Raw genomic sequence first — 16,755 nt, forward strand, 5'->3', positions numbered from 1 at the left:
TTCCTGCCCGACAAGGCCATCGACCTCGTCGACGAGGCCGCCTCCCGGCTGCGTATGGAGATCGACTCCTCGCCCGTCGAGATCGACGAACTCCAGCGCGCCGTCGACCGGTTGAAGATGGAAGAGCTCGCGATCGGCAAGGAGACCGACGCGGCCTCCCGCGAGCGCCTGGAGAAGCTGCGCCGCGACCTCGCCGACAAGGAGGAGGAACTGCGCGGCCTCACCGCCCGCTGGGAGAAGGAGAAGCAGTCCCTCAACCGCGTCGGTGAGCTGAAGGAACGCCTCGACGAGATCCGCGGCCAGGCCGAACGCGCCCAGCGCGACGGCGACTTCGACACCGCTTCCAAGCTGCTCTACGGCGAGATCCCGGCCCTGGAGAAGGAGCTGGAGGCCGCCTCCGAGGCCGAGGAGGAGGTCGCCAAGGACACGATGGTCAAGGAGGAGGTGGGCGCCGACGACATCGCCGACGTCGTCGCCTCCTGGACCGGCATCCCCGCCGGGCGGCTGATGGAGGGCGAGACGCAGAAGCTGCTGCGCATGGAGGACGAGATCGGCAAGCGGCTCATCGGCCAGACCGAGGCCGTACGGGCGGTGTCGGACGCCGTGCGCCGCTCCCGCGCCGGCATCGCCGACCCCGACCGCCCCACCGGCTCCTTCCTCTTCCTCGGCCCGACCGGTGTCGGCAAGACCGAACTGGCCAAGGCCCTGGCCGACTTCCTCTTCGACGACGAGCGGGCGATGGTCCGCATCGACATGTCGGAGTACAGCGAGAAGCACAGCGTGGCCCGGCTGGTCGGCGCCCCGCCCGGCTACGTCGGCTACGAGGAGGGCGGCCAGCTCACCGAGGCCGTGCGCAGGCGGCCCTACTCGGTCGTGCTGCTGGACGAGGTGGAGAAGGCCCATCCCGAGGTCTTCGACATCCTGCTCCAGGTGCTGGACGACGGCCGTCTGACGGACGGGCAGGGCCGTACGGTCGACTTCCGCAACACGATCCTCGTCCTGACGTCGAACCTGGGCAGCCAGTACCTGGTCGACCCGGTGACCAGCGAGGAGGAGAAGAAGGAACAGGTTCTGGAGGTGGTGCGGACCTCCTTCAAGCCGGAGTTCCTCAACCGCCTGGACGACCTGGTCGTCTTCGCCGCGCTGACCAAGCCGGAGCTGGAGCGGATCGCCAAGCTCCAGCTGGAGCGGCTGGCCAAGCGGCTCGCCGAGCGGCGCCTCACCCTGGACATCACGCCCGAGGCGCTGGCATGGCTCGCGGAGGAGGGCATGGACCCGGCGTACGGCGCCCGGCCGCTGCGGCGGCTCGTCCAGTCCGCCATCGGCGACCGGCTCGCCAAGGAGATCCTGTCGGGCGAGGTCAAGGACGGCGACACGGTCCGGGTGGACCGCTTCGAGGACGGGCTGCTGGTGGGCCCGGCGACCGGCAAGACCCTCTGACCGGCCGCTCCAGCGCTTGACGACGGCCCGCCCCGCACGCCGGGGGCGGGCCGTCTGCCGTCTGCGTCTGCCGCTTGGCCGTGTGCCGCTCTGCGGTCTGCCCCTCTGCCCGCGTCGCCGTGTGTCGCTTCGCCTGTGCCGCTCTGCGGTCTGCCCCTCTGCCGGCGTCGCCGTGTGTCGCTTCGCCTGTGCCGCTTCGTCGTCTGCCGCTTCGCCGTCCGCCGTTTCGCCGGTGCGGTGCGGGCACGGCTCCCGGTGGGGTCGCCCGGCCTCGTCCGTGAGGGCCGCCGTCCGGACGCGATGGATCCGGCCAACTCGCCGCGCCGTCCGCCCGCCGAGTCCCTTCCGCTTCACGGCACCGTCGCGACGGGCGGCATGGTTCGAACGCCTTTTCGCTTCCGGTTGCTGGTTCCGCGCCAGGAGCGGTTATCGGCCACGTCCTCTCGGCCCTCTGCCGGCGTGTTACCGGTGTGCCTAAAGTGACCGGGTTGCCAGTGAAGTGGACCTGACCAGTCCATCCTGGTGCGTTGACCATCCACGGGGGGATTCAGCCATGCACGTCATTCTGCGCGCCTTCACGCCGCCACCTGCCCGCTGACGGGGAGGAGCACCTCGCGGCCCGTGCCCGGAGCGGCGGCGGTTCCCGCACCCGTTCCCGCTCGGCGGGAACGCGTCCGCGTTCCCCGGCCGACGCTCCCCTCCGCGCAGACGACCAGCCCCCGGCCGGCGCCCTGCCCGGCCTTCGCGTGTCCTTACTCCAGCCAGAAGGAATGCCCATGCGCAAGCTCCTGACCACAGCCGGTCTCACCTCGTCCGCCGTCGCGCTCGGCGTGCTGTTCGCCGGCCCGGCCGCCGCCTGGTCGGCCTCGTCCCAGTTCGACGTCGTCTTCCCCGGCCAGAAGCCGCAGACCACCTACTACGTGGAAAACACCGGCGCGTACACCACGTCGAACGGCAACATGACCGGGAAGTCGGTCGTCTACTGGCAGCTCGCCGTCGACCGCGTGATCGACGACTCGAAGCGGTTCACCAGCTTCAAGATCACCACGCGCCTCGAGGCCCGCCTCGGCAAGGACGGGGACGACGAGGTCATCACCAAGAAGACGTGTGACATGACGATGGCCATCAACGAGCGGTACGCGTGGACCTACGACTCCCCGGAGAACACCTGCGTCGCCCCCTCCACCGTCTACGACGGTGAGCTGTGGTGGTCCTCGGACGCCACGGTCGTCTACGACATCGAGGGAGACGGCAAGGGCGCCATCACCCAGGAACTCGCGGGCACCACCCTGGTCCACGGCTGACCGACGCAACACGTCTACAAGGGCAGGCTGCTGCGGCTGTTCTCCGACGGCAAGAAGGACCTGAAGGAGTGGGGCTGCCGGGACAAACCGAGCTCCACCGACTACTGGGTCGGCCGCTACTCGATCAACTACGGCGACGCGAAGATCACGGACCTGCGCTCCTGGCCCGTGGAGGACCGGGTCCGGCGGCTCGACCCGCCGGGCGGCTACTCCGACTTCCGCAACCTCGACTGTCCGGGCGGCGGGAACTGGAACGACAAGGTGGACATCTTCGAGGTCCGGCGCGCCTGACAGGTGCACCCGGGCTCCGGTGAGGTACCCGGTGTTTCCGCCGACCGGCCGGATCCTGTCAGCCGTGGGCTGACGGGACCGGTCCGGGCTTGCCACCCCCCTCCCCGCATGGGGGAGGATGGCGGAATCCGTACGAAGGGAAATTCACGGTGACCATCGACCCGTCCTCGATTCCGAACTTCGGGGGCCAGCCCGAGCCGCAGCCCGGCGGACCGGCCGGCCCCGTCGTCCCGGATCAGGACCTCGTGAAGCAGCTCCTCGACCAGATGGAGCTCAAGTACGTCGTCGACGACGAGGGTGACCTCGCGGCGCCGTGGGAGCAGTTCCGCACCTACTTCATGTTCCGGGGAGAGGGAGACCAGCAGGTCTTCTCCGTGCGGACGTTCTACGACCGGCCCCACGAGATCCAGGCCAAGCCGCAGATCCTTGAGTCGATCGACGACTGGAACCGCCGCACCCTGTGGCCCAAGGTCTACAGCCACACCCACGACGACGGCACGGTCCGCCTGATCGGCGAGGCCCAGATGCTGATCGGCATGGGCGTGAGCCTGGAGCACTTCGTCTCCTCGACGGTCAGCTGGGTGCGCGCCGCGATCGAGTTCGACAAGTGGCTCATCGAGCAGCTCGGTCTCGAAGAGGAGATCAACGAGGCGGAGAAGCCCGAGGACGACGAGTAGGCCCCCCGCCCGGGGCCACGGCGCGTCGGCGCGTACGAACAGGTACGCGCTGCACGCGCCGTCTGTCTTTTCGTGTCTGTCGCCGGTCGGCCGGTCCGGTGCGTCTAGAGCGCCGCACCGAGTCGCTTCGCCGCCTCCTCCAGGACCCCCGCCCGCTTGCAGAACGCGAACCGTACGAACGGGGCGCCCTCCTCGCGGTGGTCGTAGAAGACCGCGTTGGGGATGGCGACGACCCCGGCGCGTTCCGGCAGGGCGCGGCAGAAGGCGAAGCCGTCCGTTTCGCCGAGGGGGCGGATGTCGGTGGTGATGAAGTACGTGCCCGAGGGGCGGTAGACGCGCAGGCCCGCATCAGCCAGGCCGGCCGCCAGCAGGTCCCGCTTGGCCAGCATGTCGGCCCGGAAGTCCGTGAAGTAGGAGTCGGGGAGTGACAGCGCCTCGGCGACGGCGTACTGGAACGGGCCCGCCGAGACGTACGTCAGGTACTGCTTCGCCGAACGCACGGCCGTGACCAGCTCCGGGGAGCCTGTCACCCAGCCGACCTTCCAGCCGGTGAACGAGAACGTCTTGCCGCTGCTGGAGATGGTGACCGTGCGCTCGCGCATCCCCGGGAACGTCGCCAGCGGCACGTGCTCGGCGTCGTCGAAGACCAGGTGCTCGTACACCTCGTCCGTCACCACCAGCAGATCGCGTTCCACGGCCAGCTCGGCGATCGCGGCCAGCTCCTCGCGGGTGAGGACCGTGCCGGTCGGGTTGTGCGGGGTGTTGATCAGCAGCAGCCGGGTGCGGTCCGTGACGGCGTCGCGCAGTTCGTCGAGGTCGAGCCGGAAACGGCCCTCCTCCTCGTCCGCCCGCAGGGTGACCGGCACCCGGCGCCCGCCGGCCATCGCGATGCACGCCGCGTAGGAGTCGTAGTAGGGCTCGAAGGCGATCACCTCGTCCCCGGGCTCCACCAGGGCCAGCAGGGCGGCGGCGATGGCCTCCGTGGCGCCCGCGGTGACCAGGACCTCCGTGTCGGGGTCGTAGGACAGTCCGTAGCGGCGCTGCTGGTGGGCGGTGACAGCGGTCCGCAGCTCGGGGACGCCGGGGCCCGGTGGGTACTGGTTGCCGCGGCCGTCCCGCAGAGCACGTACGGCGGCCTCCCGGATCTCCTCGGGGCCGTCGGTGTCGGGGAAGCCCTGCCCGAGATTGATGGCGCCGGTGCTCAGGGCCAGGGCGGACATCTCGGCGAAGATCGTCGTCCCGAACTCGGCGAGCCGGCGGTTCAGGAGGGGGCGCGCGCTGGAGGTCATGCCGGTCATCCTGCGCCGAAGCTCTGGAGTTCCTCAACTTTGTGTTGGCCCGATCCGGGGCCGGGCATCACCGCCTCACGCAAGAGCGAGGCGCCCACGGGGGGCCGCTTCGGGGGAACGAAAGGAGGGTGACGCCATGATCGTCGGCATCATCCTGGCGGTGGTCGGAGTCGTACTGATCGGGGCGCTGGTCTCCCAGGCCCGCAGGGGCGGTACCGGGCGGACGACGCGTCGCCGGGCGGGGGCGTCCACCGGTTCGAGCAGCAGCAGCGGCAGCTGGTGGGCCGGCGGGGGAGACTCCGGTTCGTCCGGCTCCTCCGGCGGCGACGGACACCACGGGGGGCACTCCTGCGGAGGCGGGTCGTCCTGCGGAGGCGGGTCGTCCTGCGGTGGCGGTGGCGGTGGCGGTGGCTGCGGCGGCGGAGGCAGCTGACTGACGTCGGCCGCCCACACCACGGGGGAGCCGCCTCCACTGGAACGCGGGGTCCGCATCTGAGCGGGCCCCGCGTCGTCCTTCCGGAGTTCCCGGACGGACGATCGCTCGAACTGCTGTCGGGCGGCTTCGGGTGCATCCGGGCAACATTCCATGCCTGTAGGACAACTTGTGTCCAGCTGAGGCTGGTTCGGGGGTGCCGCCGCAACTGGGCCGTGGAAACGGCCGATTCGGGTGGCGGCCGGATGTGCGGGCTCCTGTGCGTCCCGGCTCCTGGGCGTGTGGCACGGCGCACCGGCGCACGCCTCCCCGGCACCGGCGCACGCCGTGGTTGAACAATTGAGCTGTGGAGCCCTCTGAGGGATGGAAACCCTACGAACTTGGGTAAAAACGCTGTGGCGGCGCCACCGTTCATGATTCCCTCTAAGTCACCGACGCAGCCCCTCGGACGTCCTGCGGACACCTTCCTGAAACCGGCCGACCGGGCTGCCCCGGGCCGACATCCCCCGGTGCGACCGGGGCGCAGCGGACCCATCTCCCTCTCCTTGTGTGCTTGCGGAGCCGATCCATGCTCACGACCCTGAACACCTCCTACACCGACACGCGCGCGGCCGATCTCGCGTGGGCACTGGGGCGCGAGCCGCTTCCCGCACTGGCCGTCCTCGACCTCGAACTGGCGGACACCAAACTGCAGTTGCGGCTCCTCGGCGCGTCCCACCAGGTCCTGCTGGAGGAGGAGCGGGGCATCTGCTCGGAGACGGTGGCGTGCATCGCGGGCAGCAGCACTCCGCTTCCGTTCGGTGTCGCCAAGCGCGTGGACGACTGGGAGTACGAGTTCGCGGCCCGGGTCGAGGTCCTCTCGCCCGGCTCCTTCGCAGGCCGCGCCCAGGAGTTGCTGGCCCTCGTCTCCGACCATCCGCACGGCCTCGCCGGCGTCTTCCCCGGCAGCCCGTACGCCTTCACGGCCCTGCTCGCGCAGTACCACGAAGGGCAGGTGCACTGGCGCACCTGGCACGCCTACCCGCAGGACGGGCAGTTGGTGGCGACCCGTACGAAGGTGGGCGTGCGCGTACCGGCGGAGGTTCTCGCCAACTGACCGTGGCAGGCGGACCGGCAGGCCGGCAGGCCGGCAGGCCGGCGGGGTGCCGCCCAGCCCCGGCCCGTCGACCGCACGCGTCGGACCGCACGAGGCAAAACCGATCTCGTACCGATATCCGGCCTCTGTAAACCAGCACCACACGTGTGGGTGACGAACCGCAGTCGAGGCGTGACGTAACGTCGCAGCGTGATCGAGCCGCACGCGCCCGCCCCGCCCGGTTGCCCGCCGCCCCGGAGCGCCCCGGGCGATCCCACCGGCCCGGCGCGACTGCCCGTCCGGCCCGGCACCGGACGGTTCCTGGTCCTGGCGGGCGTGTTCGTCTGCGCGGCCTGCGGACTCGTATACGAGCTCGAACTCGTCGCGCTCGCCTCGTACTTGATGGGCGACTCCGTCACCCAGGCGTCCGTCGTGCTGTCCGTCATGGTCTTCGCGATGGGCATCGGCTCCCTGGGCGCGAAGCGGCTGCGCCCGCTCGCCGCGGCCGGCTTCGGCGCCGTCGAGGCCACCCTCGCGCTCGTCGGGGGGTGCAGCGCGATGGCCCTGTACGCGGTGTTCGCCTGGACCGGCGACTGGGGCGGCGTGTGGGCCAACGGGCCGCGCTGCCTGCTGGTCGCCTTCTCCCTCGCCACCGGGCTGCTCATCGGCGCCGAAGTCCCGCTGCTGATGGAGCTGATCCAGCGCATCCGCCGCCAGGACGCGGGCGGCGCCGTGGCCGACCTGTCCGCCGCCGACTACGTCGGTGCCCTCGTCGGCGGCCTCGCCTTCCCCTTCCTCCTGCTGCCGTTCTTCGGGCAGTTGACCGGGGCCCTGCTCACCGGCGCGGTCAACGCGGTCGTCGGCGGCGCGCTGGTGCTCGGCCTGTTCCGCCGGGACCTGACCCGGCGCGCCCGGTGGCTGCTGCTGCTCGGCAACGCCCTCGTCCTCACGGTCCTCGCCACGGCCGCCGCCCTCGTCGACGACTTCGAACGGGCCGCGCGGCAGGCGGTGTACGGCGGTGACGTCCGCGTGGCGCTCCGGACCGAGGTGCAGGAGATCGTCCTCACCGGCGGCACGCACGGGCGGCCCCTCGCCCTGTTCCTCGACGGCCGGCTGCGCGTCAGCGAAGGTGACGAGCTGCGCTACCACGAGGCGCTCGTCCACCCCGCGATGAACGGCCCGCACGCGCGCGTGCTGATCCTCGGCGGCGGGGACGGCCTGGCCGTCCGCGAGGTGCTGCGCCACCCGGGAGTCGAACGGGTCGACGTCGTCGAACTCGACGCCGAGGTGGTCCGGCTGGCCCGCACCGACCCGGCCCTGTCCGCGCTCAACCAGCACGCGTTCGGCGATCCGCGGGTGCACGTGACGACGGAGGACGCCTTCGGCCGGCTGCGTGGCGCGACCCCGGCGGCCTACGACGTGGTCGTCTCGGACCTGCCGGATCCGCGCATCACGGCGAGCACGAAGCTGTACTCGCAGGAGTTCTACGGCCTGGCCCGGCGCGTGCTCGCCCCCGGCGGCCGGCTCGTGGTGCACACCGGCCCGGTCGCGGCCGGCCCCCGGGTCCACTGGACCGTCGAGGCGACCTTGCGCGCGGCCGGCCTGCGCACCGCCCCGTACGGCACGGGCGGCCGCCACACCGCTCCCGCCGCAGGGCCCGACCGCACCCCCGCCGACCGTTCCCGGGCGCCCCGGGACTGGGGTTTCGTCCTGGCCGCCCGCACGGACCCGCGCCTGGCGCTCGACCCGGACGGGCCCCGGCCCGGCGTCCTGACGCAGGCGTCCCTCGCCGCGGGCGAGCGGGCGGTGCTCGGCACGCGGATCGCGGGGCTGCCGGCGTCGACGCTGGTGCATCCGCGGTACTGAGGGACCGAACGGCCGGGCGGGGCGGGAGGATACGCCTGGTGGGGGTGGATCGGAGGGTGAATCCCTCAGGCGGGGGTGCGTTTCGGGCTGTGCTGGGTAGAGTCCGTCGACATGGAGCACGAGGTGTTCGTTCCGGTTCCGGCGGAGCGGCTGAGAGAGGTGCTGGACGACCCCGCGCGGGTCGCCCGGGCTGTTCCCGGGCTCCAGCAGGACGCCGGCGCCGAGCCGGTCGCCGGGCGGCTGAAGATCCGGGTCGGCAGCCACTCCGTCACCTACCGCGGTGCCGTTCGGGTCTCCCGACGGGACGACGGCAGTTACGCCGTCGAGGGCGAGGCGGAGGAGTCACGCGGCAGCGGCTCGGTCGGACTCACCCTGCGGATCGTCCTGCGCGAGGCGGAGGACGGCTGCACCGTCACGTACGACGGCACGGCCTCCGCCGACGGGCGGATCGCGGACCTTCCCGCGGAGGCGGTGGAGGGTGCCGTCACCCGGCTGCTGAACCGTTTCGCGGAGCACCTGGCCACGGCGGCCACCTCTGACACGGACGACGCGAACGACGCGAACGACGCGAACGGCACGGACGACGTGAACGGCTCGGACGGCTCGGGCGACGTGAACGGCTCGGACGACGCGCGTGCTGGGGCCGGGGCCGAGGAGCAGACCCCTGCCGACCTCGGGCTCACCGAGGAACCCCCGGCCCCCGAGCGCCCCTCCGCTTTCGGTTCCGACCGTCCGGCCCCCTCCTACGGACCCGCGGACCAGGAGGACGAGGACGAGGGGGACGAGGAGGACATCGCCGAGGCGGCGCACGCGCGGCGGACCATGATCGGACGCAGCGCCGAGGAGGTCGACCACGCCCCGCCGCGCGGGAGGTACGCGCCGGTGCCCGCACCGCAGACCGTGTCGCCCCCCGCCCCGCTGCGCTGGGCCGCGCCCGCGGCGGCGCTCGCGGTGGCGTCGGCCATCGTGGCGGTCCGGGCCCTGCGCCGGCGCCGCTGAAACGCCCCGCCGCACGTGAGGCCCTCTTGATCACCGCAGTAGGGTCGTCCCGTGAGTGACGAAGACATCACGCTGACCGCGGGCGACGCGGAGGTGACCGTGCAGCCGGGCAACGGCGGCCGGGTCGGAGGGCTGCGGATCGGCGGAGTGGAGCTGCTCCGGCAGGGGGAGCGCTTCGGGTGCTTCCCGATGGTGCCGTGGTGCGGCCGGATCCGGGACGGACGGTTCCTGGACGGCGCCGAGGTGCGGCAGCTGCCGCTGAACGCCCCGCCGCACGCCATCCACGGCACCGTCCGTGACCACGCCTGGCGCACCGCCCGCACGAGCACGGACGAGGCGGTCCTCACGTACGAGCTCGTCGACCCCTGGCCCCACCCGGGCCGCGTCACCCAGATCATCGCGCTGACCGAGGACGCCCTGACGCTGAGCATGTCCGTCGAGACGTACGAGTCGTCCTTCCCGGCGCAGATCGGCTGGCACCCCTGGTTCAACCGCAACCTCGGCGGCGAGGACGTGACCCTCGACTTCGATCCCGCCTGGCAGGAGGAGCGCGGAGACGACCACCTGCCCACCGGCAACCGGATCGACCCGAAGCCGGGCCCCTGGGACGACTGCTTCGGCATGCCCGGAGGCGTCGAGGCCACGCTCACCTGGCCCGGCCTGCTGGAGCTGAAGGTGACCAGCCGCGAGGAGTGGGTCGTCGTCTACGACGAACAGCGCGAAGCCGTGTGCGTGGAGCCGCAGACCGGGCCGCCCAACGGGCTCAACACCCTGCCGCACCTGGTCACGCCCCTGGAGCCGCTGGAGGCCTCCACGACCTGGACCTGGCGCCGCCTCTAAGCTGGGCGGCATGACGGACACTCGCGGCGCGCTGCTGCAGCAGATCAAGGACAAGGCCGTGGTGCACGGCAAGGTGACCCTGTCGTCGGGCCTGGAGGCCGACTACTACGTCGACCTGAGGCGCGTCACGCTCGACGGCGAGGCCGCCCCGCTGGTCGGGCAGGTGCTGCTCGACCTGACCGCCGAGCTGGAATTCGACGCGGTCGGCGGGCTCACCATGGGCGCCGACCCGGTCGCCGCCGCGATGCTGCACGCGGCTGCCGCCCGGGGGAAGCGTCTGGACGCCTTCGTCGTGCGCAAGGCCGCCAAGGCGCACGGCCTCCAGCGGCGCGTCGAGGGCCCGGACATCGCCGGCCGCCGTGTGCTGGTCGTCGAGGACACCTCCACCACCGGCGGCTCCCCGCTGACCGCCGTCGAGGCCGTGCGCGAGGCGGGGGCCGAGGTCGTCGCCGTCGCGACCATCGTCGACCGGGCGACCGGCGCCGCGGAGAAGATCCAGGAGGGCGCCGGGGTGCCGTACCTGTTCGCCTTCTCCAAGGACGAGCTGGGCCTCGACTGACCGGGTACTGACCAGGGCGTGGACGGTGGCCTGGACCTTCCGGCCAAGTCTGGAAAGATGGGGCCGACGATGACGTCGCACCCCAAGGTCTAGGTCAGGGCCGTTAGACACAGCAGTACGTCAACCCGCAGATACAAGGAGCGGACGCATGCCCATCGCAACTCCCGAGGTCTACAACGAGATGCTGGACCGGGCGAAGGCAGGAAAGTTCGCCTACCCGGCCATCAACGTGACCTCCACCCAGACCCTGCACGCGGCCCTGCGCGGTTTCGCTGAGGCGGAGAGCGACGGCATCGTCCAGATCTCCACGGGTGGCGCCGAGTTTCTGGGCGGTCAGTACAGCAAGGACATGGTCACCGGCGCCGTCGCCCTGGCCGAGTTCGCGCACATCGTCGCCGAGAAGTACCCGGTGAACATCGCGCTGCACACCGACCACTGCCCCAAGGACAAGCTCGACGGGTACGTGCGTCCGCTGCTGGCGCTCTCCCAGAAGCGCGTCGAGGCCGGTCTGAACCCGCTGTTCCAGTCGCACATGTGGGACGGTTCGGCCGAGACCCTGGCCGACAACCTGTCCATCGCGCAGGAGCTGCTGGAGCAGGCCCGCGCCGCGAAGATCATCCTCGAGGTGGAGATCACGCCGACCGGTGGCGAGGAGGACGGCGTCTCCCACGAGATCAACGACTCCCTCTACACCACGGTCGACGACGCGATCCGCACCGCCGAGGCCCTCGGCCTGGGCGAGAAGGGCCGCTACCTGCTCGCCGCGTCCTTCGGCAACGTGCACGGCGTGTACAAGCCGGGCAACGTCGTCCTGCGCCCCGAGCTGCTGAAGGAGCTCAACGAGGGCGTCGCCGCCCAGTACGGCAAGACGTCCCCGTTCGACTTCGTCTTCCACGGCGGCTCCGGCTCCACGGAGGAGGAGATCCGCACCGCGCTGGAGAACGGCGTCGTGAAGATGAACATCGACACCGACACCCAGTACGCGTTCACGCGCCCGGTCGCGGACCACATGTTCCGCAACTACGACGGCGTCCTGAAGGTCGACGGCGAGGTCGGCAACAAGAAGACCTACGACCCGCGCACCTGGGGCAAGCTGGCCGAGGCCTCCATGTCCGCGCGTGTCGTCGAGGCCTGCGGCAACCTGCGCTCGACCGGCACGAAGATCAAGTAGTACCCGGTTCCGCTCGCGTCGAGCCCGGCATCTCCTGGGGTGCCGGGCTCTTCCGTATGCTCCTATGCTCCCTGCATGCCCGATGTCCGGTTGGCCTCACCGCAGGGCAAGTGGGTCCTGCTCACCACCGTCCTCGGCTCCAGCATGGCGATGCTGGACTCGACCGTCGTCAATGTCGCCCTGCCACGCATCGGCCGCGACCTCGACGCGAACCTGTCCGCGTTGCAGTGGACCGTCAACGCGTACATGGTCACGCTGGCCGGGCTGATCCTGCTCGGCGGGGCGCTGGGGGACCGTTTCGGGCGCCGGAAGGTGTTCGTCGTCGGTGTGGTGTGGTTCGCGGTGGCGTCCCTGCTGTGCGGGATCGCGCCGAACGCGGGGGTGCTGATCGCCGCGCGGGCCTTGCAGGGAGTGGGCGGCGCGCTCCTGACCCCCGGGTCGCTGGCGTTGATCCAGGCGTCCTTCCATCCCGACGACCGGGGGCGGGCCGTGGGCCTGTGGTCCGGGTTCGGCGGGATCGGGGCGGCGGTCGGGCCGTTCGTCGGCGGCTGGCTGGTGGACGGGCCGGGCTGGCGGTGGGTGTTCCTGCTGAACGTGCCGGTGGCCCTGGTGTGCGTGCCGGTCGCGCTGCGGCACGTTCCCGAGTCGGGGGGAGAGGGGGCGCACGGGCGGTTCGACGTGCTCGGGGCCGTGCTGGGGGCGCTGGCGCTCGCGCTGGTGACGTACGCGCTGATCGAGGCGGGCGGAGGCGGTGCGGCGGTGGCCGTCTCGGCGGTGGCCGGGCTGGCCGCGGCCGTCGCGTTCGTGCTCGTCGAGCGGCGCCGGCCCGATCCGATGATGCCGCCGGACCTCTTCGCTTCGCGGCAGTTCACGGCCGTCAACCTCGTCACGCTGTGCGTGTACGCGGCCCTCGGCGGGTTCTTCTTCCTCGCCGCGCTCCAGCTCCAGGTCGTCGTGGGCTACTCGGCCCTCGCCGCCGGTACGGCACTGCTGCCGACGACCGTGTTGATGCTGCTGCTGTCCGCGCGGTCCGGGGAGCTGGCCGACCGGATCGGGCCGCGGATCCCGCTGACCGTGGGACCGCTGCTGTGCGCGGCCGGGATGCTGCTCATGCTGCGGGTGGGGCCGGGGGCGTCGTACGTGGCCGATGTGCTGCCGGCGCTGGTCGTGCTCGGGCTGGGCCTGGTCACGCTGGTGGCGCCGCTCACGGCGACGGTGCTGGGCTCGGTCGGCGTGGCGCGGGCCGGCCTGGCCAGCGGCATCAACAACGCTGCGGCTCGGGCGGCGGGCCTGATGGCGGTGGCGGCGCTGCCGCTGCTGGCCGGCATGGGCGAGGAGGCGTACCGGGAGCCGGCCGCCTTCGACACGGCGTTCGACAAGGCGATGGGGTGGTGCGCGGGGGCGATGGTGGCGGGGGCGGTGATCGCGGCGGCTGTGGTCCGCAGACCGCCCCCGGACTGCAAGCGGCCGGAGTGCCTGCGGCACGGCGGCGTGACGGCGCCACCGCTGGAGGGGGAGCCGGTGCGGAAGCGGCTGGGGTAGCGGGTAGCCCGGAATGCCGGTGCCCGTTGGGGTGGGCCGGGGTGCCGGTGTCCGTTGGGGTGGGCCGTGGTGCCGGTGTCCGTTGGGGTGGGCGGGGGGTGCCGGTGCCCGTTGGGGAACACCGGGGGTGCCGGTGTCCGCTGGGGTGGGCCGTGGTGCCGGTGTCCGTTGGGGTGGGCCGGGGTGCCGGTGCCTTTGCCTGCTTCTCGGCGGGGCCGGTGTCCCGCTGGGGTGGGCCGGGGTGCCGGTGCCCTCTGGTGTGGGCCGGGGTGCCGGTGTCCGTTGGGGTGGGCCGGGGTGCCGGTGTCCGTTGGGGTGGGCCGTGGTGCCGGTGCCCGTTGGGGAACACCGGGGGTGCCGGTGTCCGTTGGGGTGGGCCGGGGTGCCGGTGCCGGCCTGCTTCTCGGCGGGGCCGGTGCCCGTTGGGGAACACCGGGGGTGCCGGTGCCCTCTGGTGTGGGCCGGGGTGCCGGTAGGCCGGGGTGCCGGTGCCCGCGCGGGTCCTCGGCGGGACCGGTGCCCGCGGCCGAGCGGTATGGCGCAGACTTGGGGCATGTCCATTCACGAGAACCTTCTCGGGGGCCCGCCCCCGACCCATCTCCCCGACGACCCCGGGCCGCGGGAAATGCTCGCTTCGGGTGCCGCGCCCGCCGAGGTCGCCGGTGCTCACCCCACCTCCTCGCTCGCCTGGGCGCAGCTCGCCGACGAGGCGTTCGAGCGGGGCGCGGCCGTGGAGTCCTACGCGTACGCCCGCACGGGCTACCACCGCGGCCTGGACGCGCTGCGCCGCAACGGCTGGAAGGGCCACGGCCCGGTGCCGTGGGAGCACGAGCCGAACCGCGGCTTCCTGCGCGCCCTGCACGCCCTCGCCCGGGCCGCCCAGGCGATCGGCGAGCAGGAGGAGTACGAGCGCTGCTCCCAGTTCCTGAAGGACTCCTCGCCGACGGCGGCGCAGGTCCTGGGCTGAGACACGGCCGGTGTACGCGAGGCCCGTCCGCGAAAGGCGGGCCTTGCGGTTTCGGGGGACGATTGCGGAAGATGCCCCTGGGGACCGGGGCCCCCGTGTCGGATTCGGCAGGGGCGGACCGCTACCCGGAGTAATACGCAGGAGACAGCGATGTCCCACGAGGCTCACGAGCCCGAGACCCCGCATCTCGACTTCCACGGCACGACGCCGTACGAGGACTACGTCAAGGCGGACGTACTCACCCACCTCCAGCACACCCTCTCCGACGACCCCGGAGAGATGGTCTTCCTGGTGACGACCCAGGTGATGGAGCTGTGGTTCACCGTCATCGTCCATGAGTGGGAGACGGCGGCCGGCGCGCTCCGGGGTGACGACATCCCGACCGCCCTTCACGCGCTCAAGAGGTCCGTCCGCGAACTGGAGGCGCTCAACCACTCCTGGAAGCCGCTCGCCCAGCTCACGCCGGCCCAGTTCAACTCGTACCGCAGCGCCCTCGGTGAGGGATCGGGCTTCCAGTCGGCGATGTACCGCCGCATGGAGTTCCTGCTCGGCGACAAGTCCGCGTCGATGCTCGTCCCGCACCGGGGCGCACCGCGCGTGCACGCCGAGCTGGAGAAGGCGCTGCACGAGCCGAGCCTGTACGACGAGGTCGTGCGGCTGCTGGCGCGGCGCGGACACGACATTCCGGAGGCCGTGCTGCGGCGCGACGTCTCCCAGCGCTACGAGCCGTCGCCGGAGGTGGAGGCGGCCTGGACGGCCGTCTACTCGGGCGACGAGAGCGACGAGGTCGCCCGGCTGGGCGAGGCGCTGAGCGATGTCGCCGAGCTGGTGTGGCGCTGGCGCAACGACCATCTGGTCGCCACCCGCCGCGCGATGGGCGCCAAGACCGGCACGGGCGGCTCCGCCGGGGTGGCCTGGCTGGAGAAGCGCGCGCGGAAGAACGTGTTCCCCGAGCTGTGGACGGCGCGGTCCTATGTCTGAGCAGGCGGAACGCGCGCAGAAGCTGGACGCCGTCGACGAACTGGCCGGCAAGCGGGCCGAGTTCGTCCTCGACGACGTGGTCTACCTCGACGGCAACTCGCTCGGAGCGCTGCCGGCCGTCGTCCCCGGGCGGGTCGAGGACGTCGTACGCCGCCAGTGGGGCGAGCTGCGCATCCGCTCCTGGGAGGAGAGCGGCTGGTGGACGGCGCCCGAGCGGATCGGTGACCGGATCGCCCCGCTTCTCGGGGCGGCGCCCGGGCAGATCGTCGTGGGCGACTCCACAAGTGTCAATGTCTTCAAGGCACTTGTGGGAGCGGTGCGGATGGCCGGGGAGGGCCGTGACGAGGTACTCGTCGACGCGACGACCTTCCCCACCGACGGGTACATCGCCGAGTCCGCCGCCCGCATGACCGGCTGCACCCTGCGGCCCGTGGCACCGGCGGACGTCCCGGGCGCGCTCGGCGACCGCACCGCCGCCGTCCTCCTGAACCACGTCGACTACCGCACCGGCCGGCTGCACGATCTGCCCGGACTGACGGCCGCCGTGCGTGCGGCGGGCGCGGTCGCCGTCTGGGACCTGTGCCACAGCGCGGGCGCGCTGCCGGTCGGGCTGGACGAGCACGGTGTGGACCTCGCGGTCGGCTGCACCTACAAGTACCTGAACGGCGGGCCCGGTTCACCGGCGTACCTGTACGTGCGGCGGGAGGTGCAGGACCGCTTCGACTCGCCGCTGCCCGGCTGGAACTCGCACGCCGAGCCGTTCGGGATGCGGAGCGACTTCGAGGCGGCCCCGGGCGCCCTGCGCGGCCGGGTCGGCACGCCCGACATCCTCTCCATGCTCGCCCTGGAGGCGGCCCTCGAGGTGTGGGACGGGGTGTCGGTCGAGGCGGTGCGGGCCAAGTCCCTCGCGTTGACGGACTTCTTCCTGGAGTGCGTGGCGGCGTATGTGCCCGAGGGCAGGGTCGAGTGCCTGACGCCCGTGGCGCACGGGGAGCGGGGCAGCCAGATCGCGCTGCGCTGCTCCCCCGAGCTCTCAACTTCGTTCGAGCAGGGAGGTGCCCCCATCGCCGGTGACGTGATGAAGCTGCTGATCGAGCGGGGCGTGGTCGGTGACTTCCGGGCCCCGGACGTGCTGCGCTTCGGCTTCACACCGCTGTACGTCGGGTTCGCCGACGTGGAGCGGGCGGCGCGGGTGCTGGCGCAGACGCTGGCCTGAGCGGCGGCGGGGCCGGGACGCCCCTGTGGTGTCCCGGCCCCGCGGCGTCCGTCCGCTCCTCACCGAGCGTGACATCCGCATGTCCACGCATGTCACGCGCCTGGT

The 16,755-nt window shown here is 72.1% G+C and carries 16 protein-coding genes; 15 read left to right on the plus strand and 1 reads right to left on the minus strand.

Annotation, left to right across the window (positions count from 1 at the left end; translation table 11 throughout):
* The 4 genes from GTY56_RS00920 to GTY56_RS00930 form a co-directional block, all read left to right on the plus strand.
* Nucleotides 1-1,440: AAA family ATPase (locus GTY56_RS00920; RefSeq protein ID WP_161361503.1), on the plus strand; the 1,440-nt coding region annotated here is incomplete at its 5' end.
* 776 nt (nt 1,441-2,216) lie between these two features.
* A complete protein-coding gene (locus GTY56_RS00925; protein ID WP_161361505.1) occupies nt 2,217-2,744 on the plus strand; it encodes a hypothetical protein in 528 nt (175 codons plus the stop codon).
* Between the two features lie 168 nt (nt 2,745-2,912).
* Nucleotides 2,913-3,035: a hypothetical protein gene (locus GTY56_RS41045; protein WP_272923329.1), complete on the plus strand. Its 123-nt coding sequence runs from the start codon at nt 2,913-2,915 to the stop codon at nt 3,033-3,035.
* 149 nt (nt 3,036-3,184) lie between these two features.
* Entirely contained in the window at nt 3,185-3,712 is a 528-nt protein-coding gene (locus GTY56_RS00930; protein ID WP_161361507.1) for a YbjN domain-containing protein, read from the plus strand.
* Between the two features lie 104 nt (nt 3,713-3,816).
* Here GTY56_RS00930 and GTY56_RS00935 read toward each other — a convergent pair whose 3' ends face one another.
* Nucleotides 3,817-5,010, minus strand: coding sequence for a pyridoxal phosphate-dependent aminotransferase (locus GTY56_RS00935; RefSeq protein ID WP_161361509.1), 1,194 nt, complete (start codon nt 5,008-5,010; stop codon nt 3,817-3,819).
* 127 nt (nt 5,011-5,137) lie between these two features.
* On the opposite strand from GTY56_RS00935, the gene GTY56_RS00940 reads away from it, so the two are divergent.
* The 11 genes from GTY56_RS00940 (at nt 5,138) to kynU (ending at nt 16,650) form a co-directional block, all read left to right on the plus strand.
* A complete protein-coding gene (locus GTY56_RS00940) occupies nt 5,138-5,434 on the plus strand; it encodes a hypothetical protein (protein ID WP_161361511.1) in 297 nt (98 codons plus the stop codon).
* A 568-nt stretch (nt 5,435-6,002) separates the two neighbouring features.
* A complete protein-coding gene (locus GTY56_RS00945) occupies nt 6,003-6,530 on the plus strand; it encodes a DUF2617 family protein (RefSeq protein WP_161361513.1) in 528 nt (175 codons plus the stop codon).
* Between the two features lie 189 nt (nt 6,531-6,719).
* On the plus strand, nt 6,720-8,375 hold the full coding sequence (locus GTY56_RS00950) for a polyamine aminopropyltransferase (protein WP_161361515.1): 1,656 nt from the start codon (nt 6,720-6,722) through the stop codon (nt 8,373-8,375).
* Nucleotides 8,376-8,486: 111 nt separating this feature from the next.
* Nucleotides 8,487-9,374 carry an SRPBCC domain-containing protein gene (locus GTY56_RS00955; RefSeq protein ID WP_161361517.1) on the plus strand — a complete coding sequence of 296 codons (888 nt, stop codon included), beginning with the start codon at nt 8,487-8,489 and terminating at the stop codon, nt 9,372-9,374.
* Nucleotides 9,375-9,425: 51 nt separating this feature from the next.
* Nucleotides 9,426-10,214 carry an aldose epimerase family protein gene (locus GTY56_RS00960; RefSeq protein WP_161361519.1) on the plus strand — a complete coding sequence of 263 codons (789 nt, stop codon included), beginning with the start codon at nt 9,426-9,428 and terminating at the stop codon, nt 10,212-10,214.
* Nucleotides 10,215-10,224: 10 nt separating this feature from the next.
* The gene (pyrE, locus tag GTY56_RS00965; protein WP_161361521.1) at nt 10,225-10,773 is read left to right on the plus strand and encodes an orotate phosphoribosyltransferase; all 549 of its coding nucleotides are present in this window, start codon (nt 10,225-10,227) and stop codon (nt 10,771-10,773) included.
* Nucleotides 10,774-10,921: 148 nt separating this feature from the next.
* Entirely contained in the window at nt 10,922-11,944 is a 1,023-nt protein-coding gene (gene fbaA / locus GTY56_RS00970) for a class II fructose-bisphosphate aldolase (protein WP_161361523.1), read from the plus strand.
* A gap of 75 nt (nt 11,945-12,019) precedes the next feature.
* Nucleotides 12,020-13,486: an MFS transporter gene (locus GTY56_RS00975; protein ID WP_161361525.1), complete on the plus strand. Its 1,467-nt coding sequence runs from the start codon at nt 12,020-12,022 to the stop codon at nt 13,484-13,486.
* 553 nt (nt 13,487-14,039) lie between these two features.
* Nucleotides 14,040-14,453: a DUF3151 domain-containing protein gene (locus GTY56_RS00980; RefSeq protein ID WP_033310134.1), complete on the plus strand. Its 414-nt coding sequence runs from the start codon at nt 14,040-14,042 to the stop codon at nt 14,451-14,453.
* A 150-nt stretch (nt 14,454-14,603) separates the two neighbouring features.
* Nucleotides 14,604-15,434, plus strand: coding sequence for a tryptophan 2,3-dioxygenase family protein (locus GTY56_RS00985; protein WP_161361527.1), 831 nt, complete (start codon nt 14,604-14,606; stop codon nt 15,432-15,434).
* Nucleotides 15,427-16,650, plus strand: a complete 1,224-nt coding sequence (gene kynU, locus GTY56_RS00990; RefSeq protein ID WP_161361529.1) for a kynureninase — start codon at nt 15,427-15,429, stop codon at nt 16,648-16,650. Before GTY56_RS00985 ends, kynU begins: the two co-directional genes overlap by 8 nt.
* Nucleotides 16,651-16,755: the final 105 nt, after the last annotated feature.

It is taken from the genome of Streptomyces sp. SID5643 (assembly GCF_009872555.1).
Lineage (GTDB): Bacteria > Actinomycetota > Actinomycetes > Streptomycetales > Streptomycetaceae > Streptomyces > Streptomyces iakyrus.

Bases quoted from the DNA above. Each gene is read 5' to 3' on its own strand.
- GTY56_RS00925 (WP_161361505.1), top strand. From the start codon at position 2,217: ATGCGCAAGCTCCTGACCACAGCCGGTCTCACCTCGTCCGCCGTCGCG.
- GTY56_RS00935 (WP_161361509.1), bottom strand. From the start codon at position 5,010: ATGACCGGCATGACCTCCAGCGCGCGCCCCCTCCTGAACCGCCGGCTC.
- GTY56_RS00940 (WP_161361511.1), top strand. From the start codon at position 5,138: ATGATCGTCGGCATCATCCTGGCGGTGGTCGGAGTCGTACTGATCGGG.
- GTY56_RS00945 (WP_161361513.1), top strand. From the start codon at position 6,003: ATGCTCACGACCCTGAACACCTCCTACACCGACACGCGCGCGGCCGAT.
- GTY56_RS00955 (WP_161361517.1), top strand. From the start codon at position 8,487: ATGGAGCACGAGGTGTTCGTTCCGGTTCCGGCGGAGCGGCTGAGAGAG.
- pyrE (WP_161361521.1), top strand. From the start codon at position 10,225: ATGACGGACACTCGCGGCGCGCTGCTGCAGCAGATCAAGGACAAGGCC.
- fbaA (WP_161361523.1), top strand. From the start codon at position 10,922: ATGCCCATCGCAACTCCCGAGGTCTACAACGAGATGCTGGACCGGGCG.
- GTY56_RS00975 (WP_161361525.1), top strand. From the start codon at position 12,020: ATGCCCGATGTCCGGTTGGCCTCACCGCAGGGCAAGTGGGTCCTGCTC.
- GTY56_RS00980 (WP_033310134.1), top strand. From the start codon at position 14,040: ATGTCCATTCACGAGAACCTTCTCGGGGGCCCGCCCCCGACCCATCTC.
- GTY56_RS00985 (WP_161361527.1), top strand. From the start codon at position 14,604: ATGTCCCACGAGGCTCACGAGCCCGAGACCCCGCATCTCGACTTCCAC.
- kynU (WP_161361529.1), top strand. From the start codon at position 15,427: ATGTCTGAGCAGGCGGAACGCGCGCAGAAGCTGGACGCCGTCGACGAA.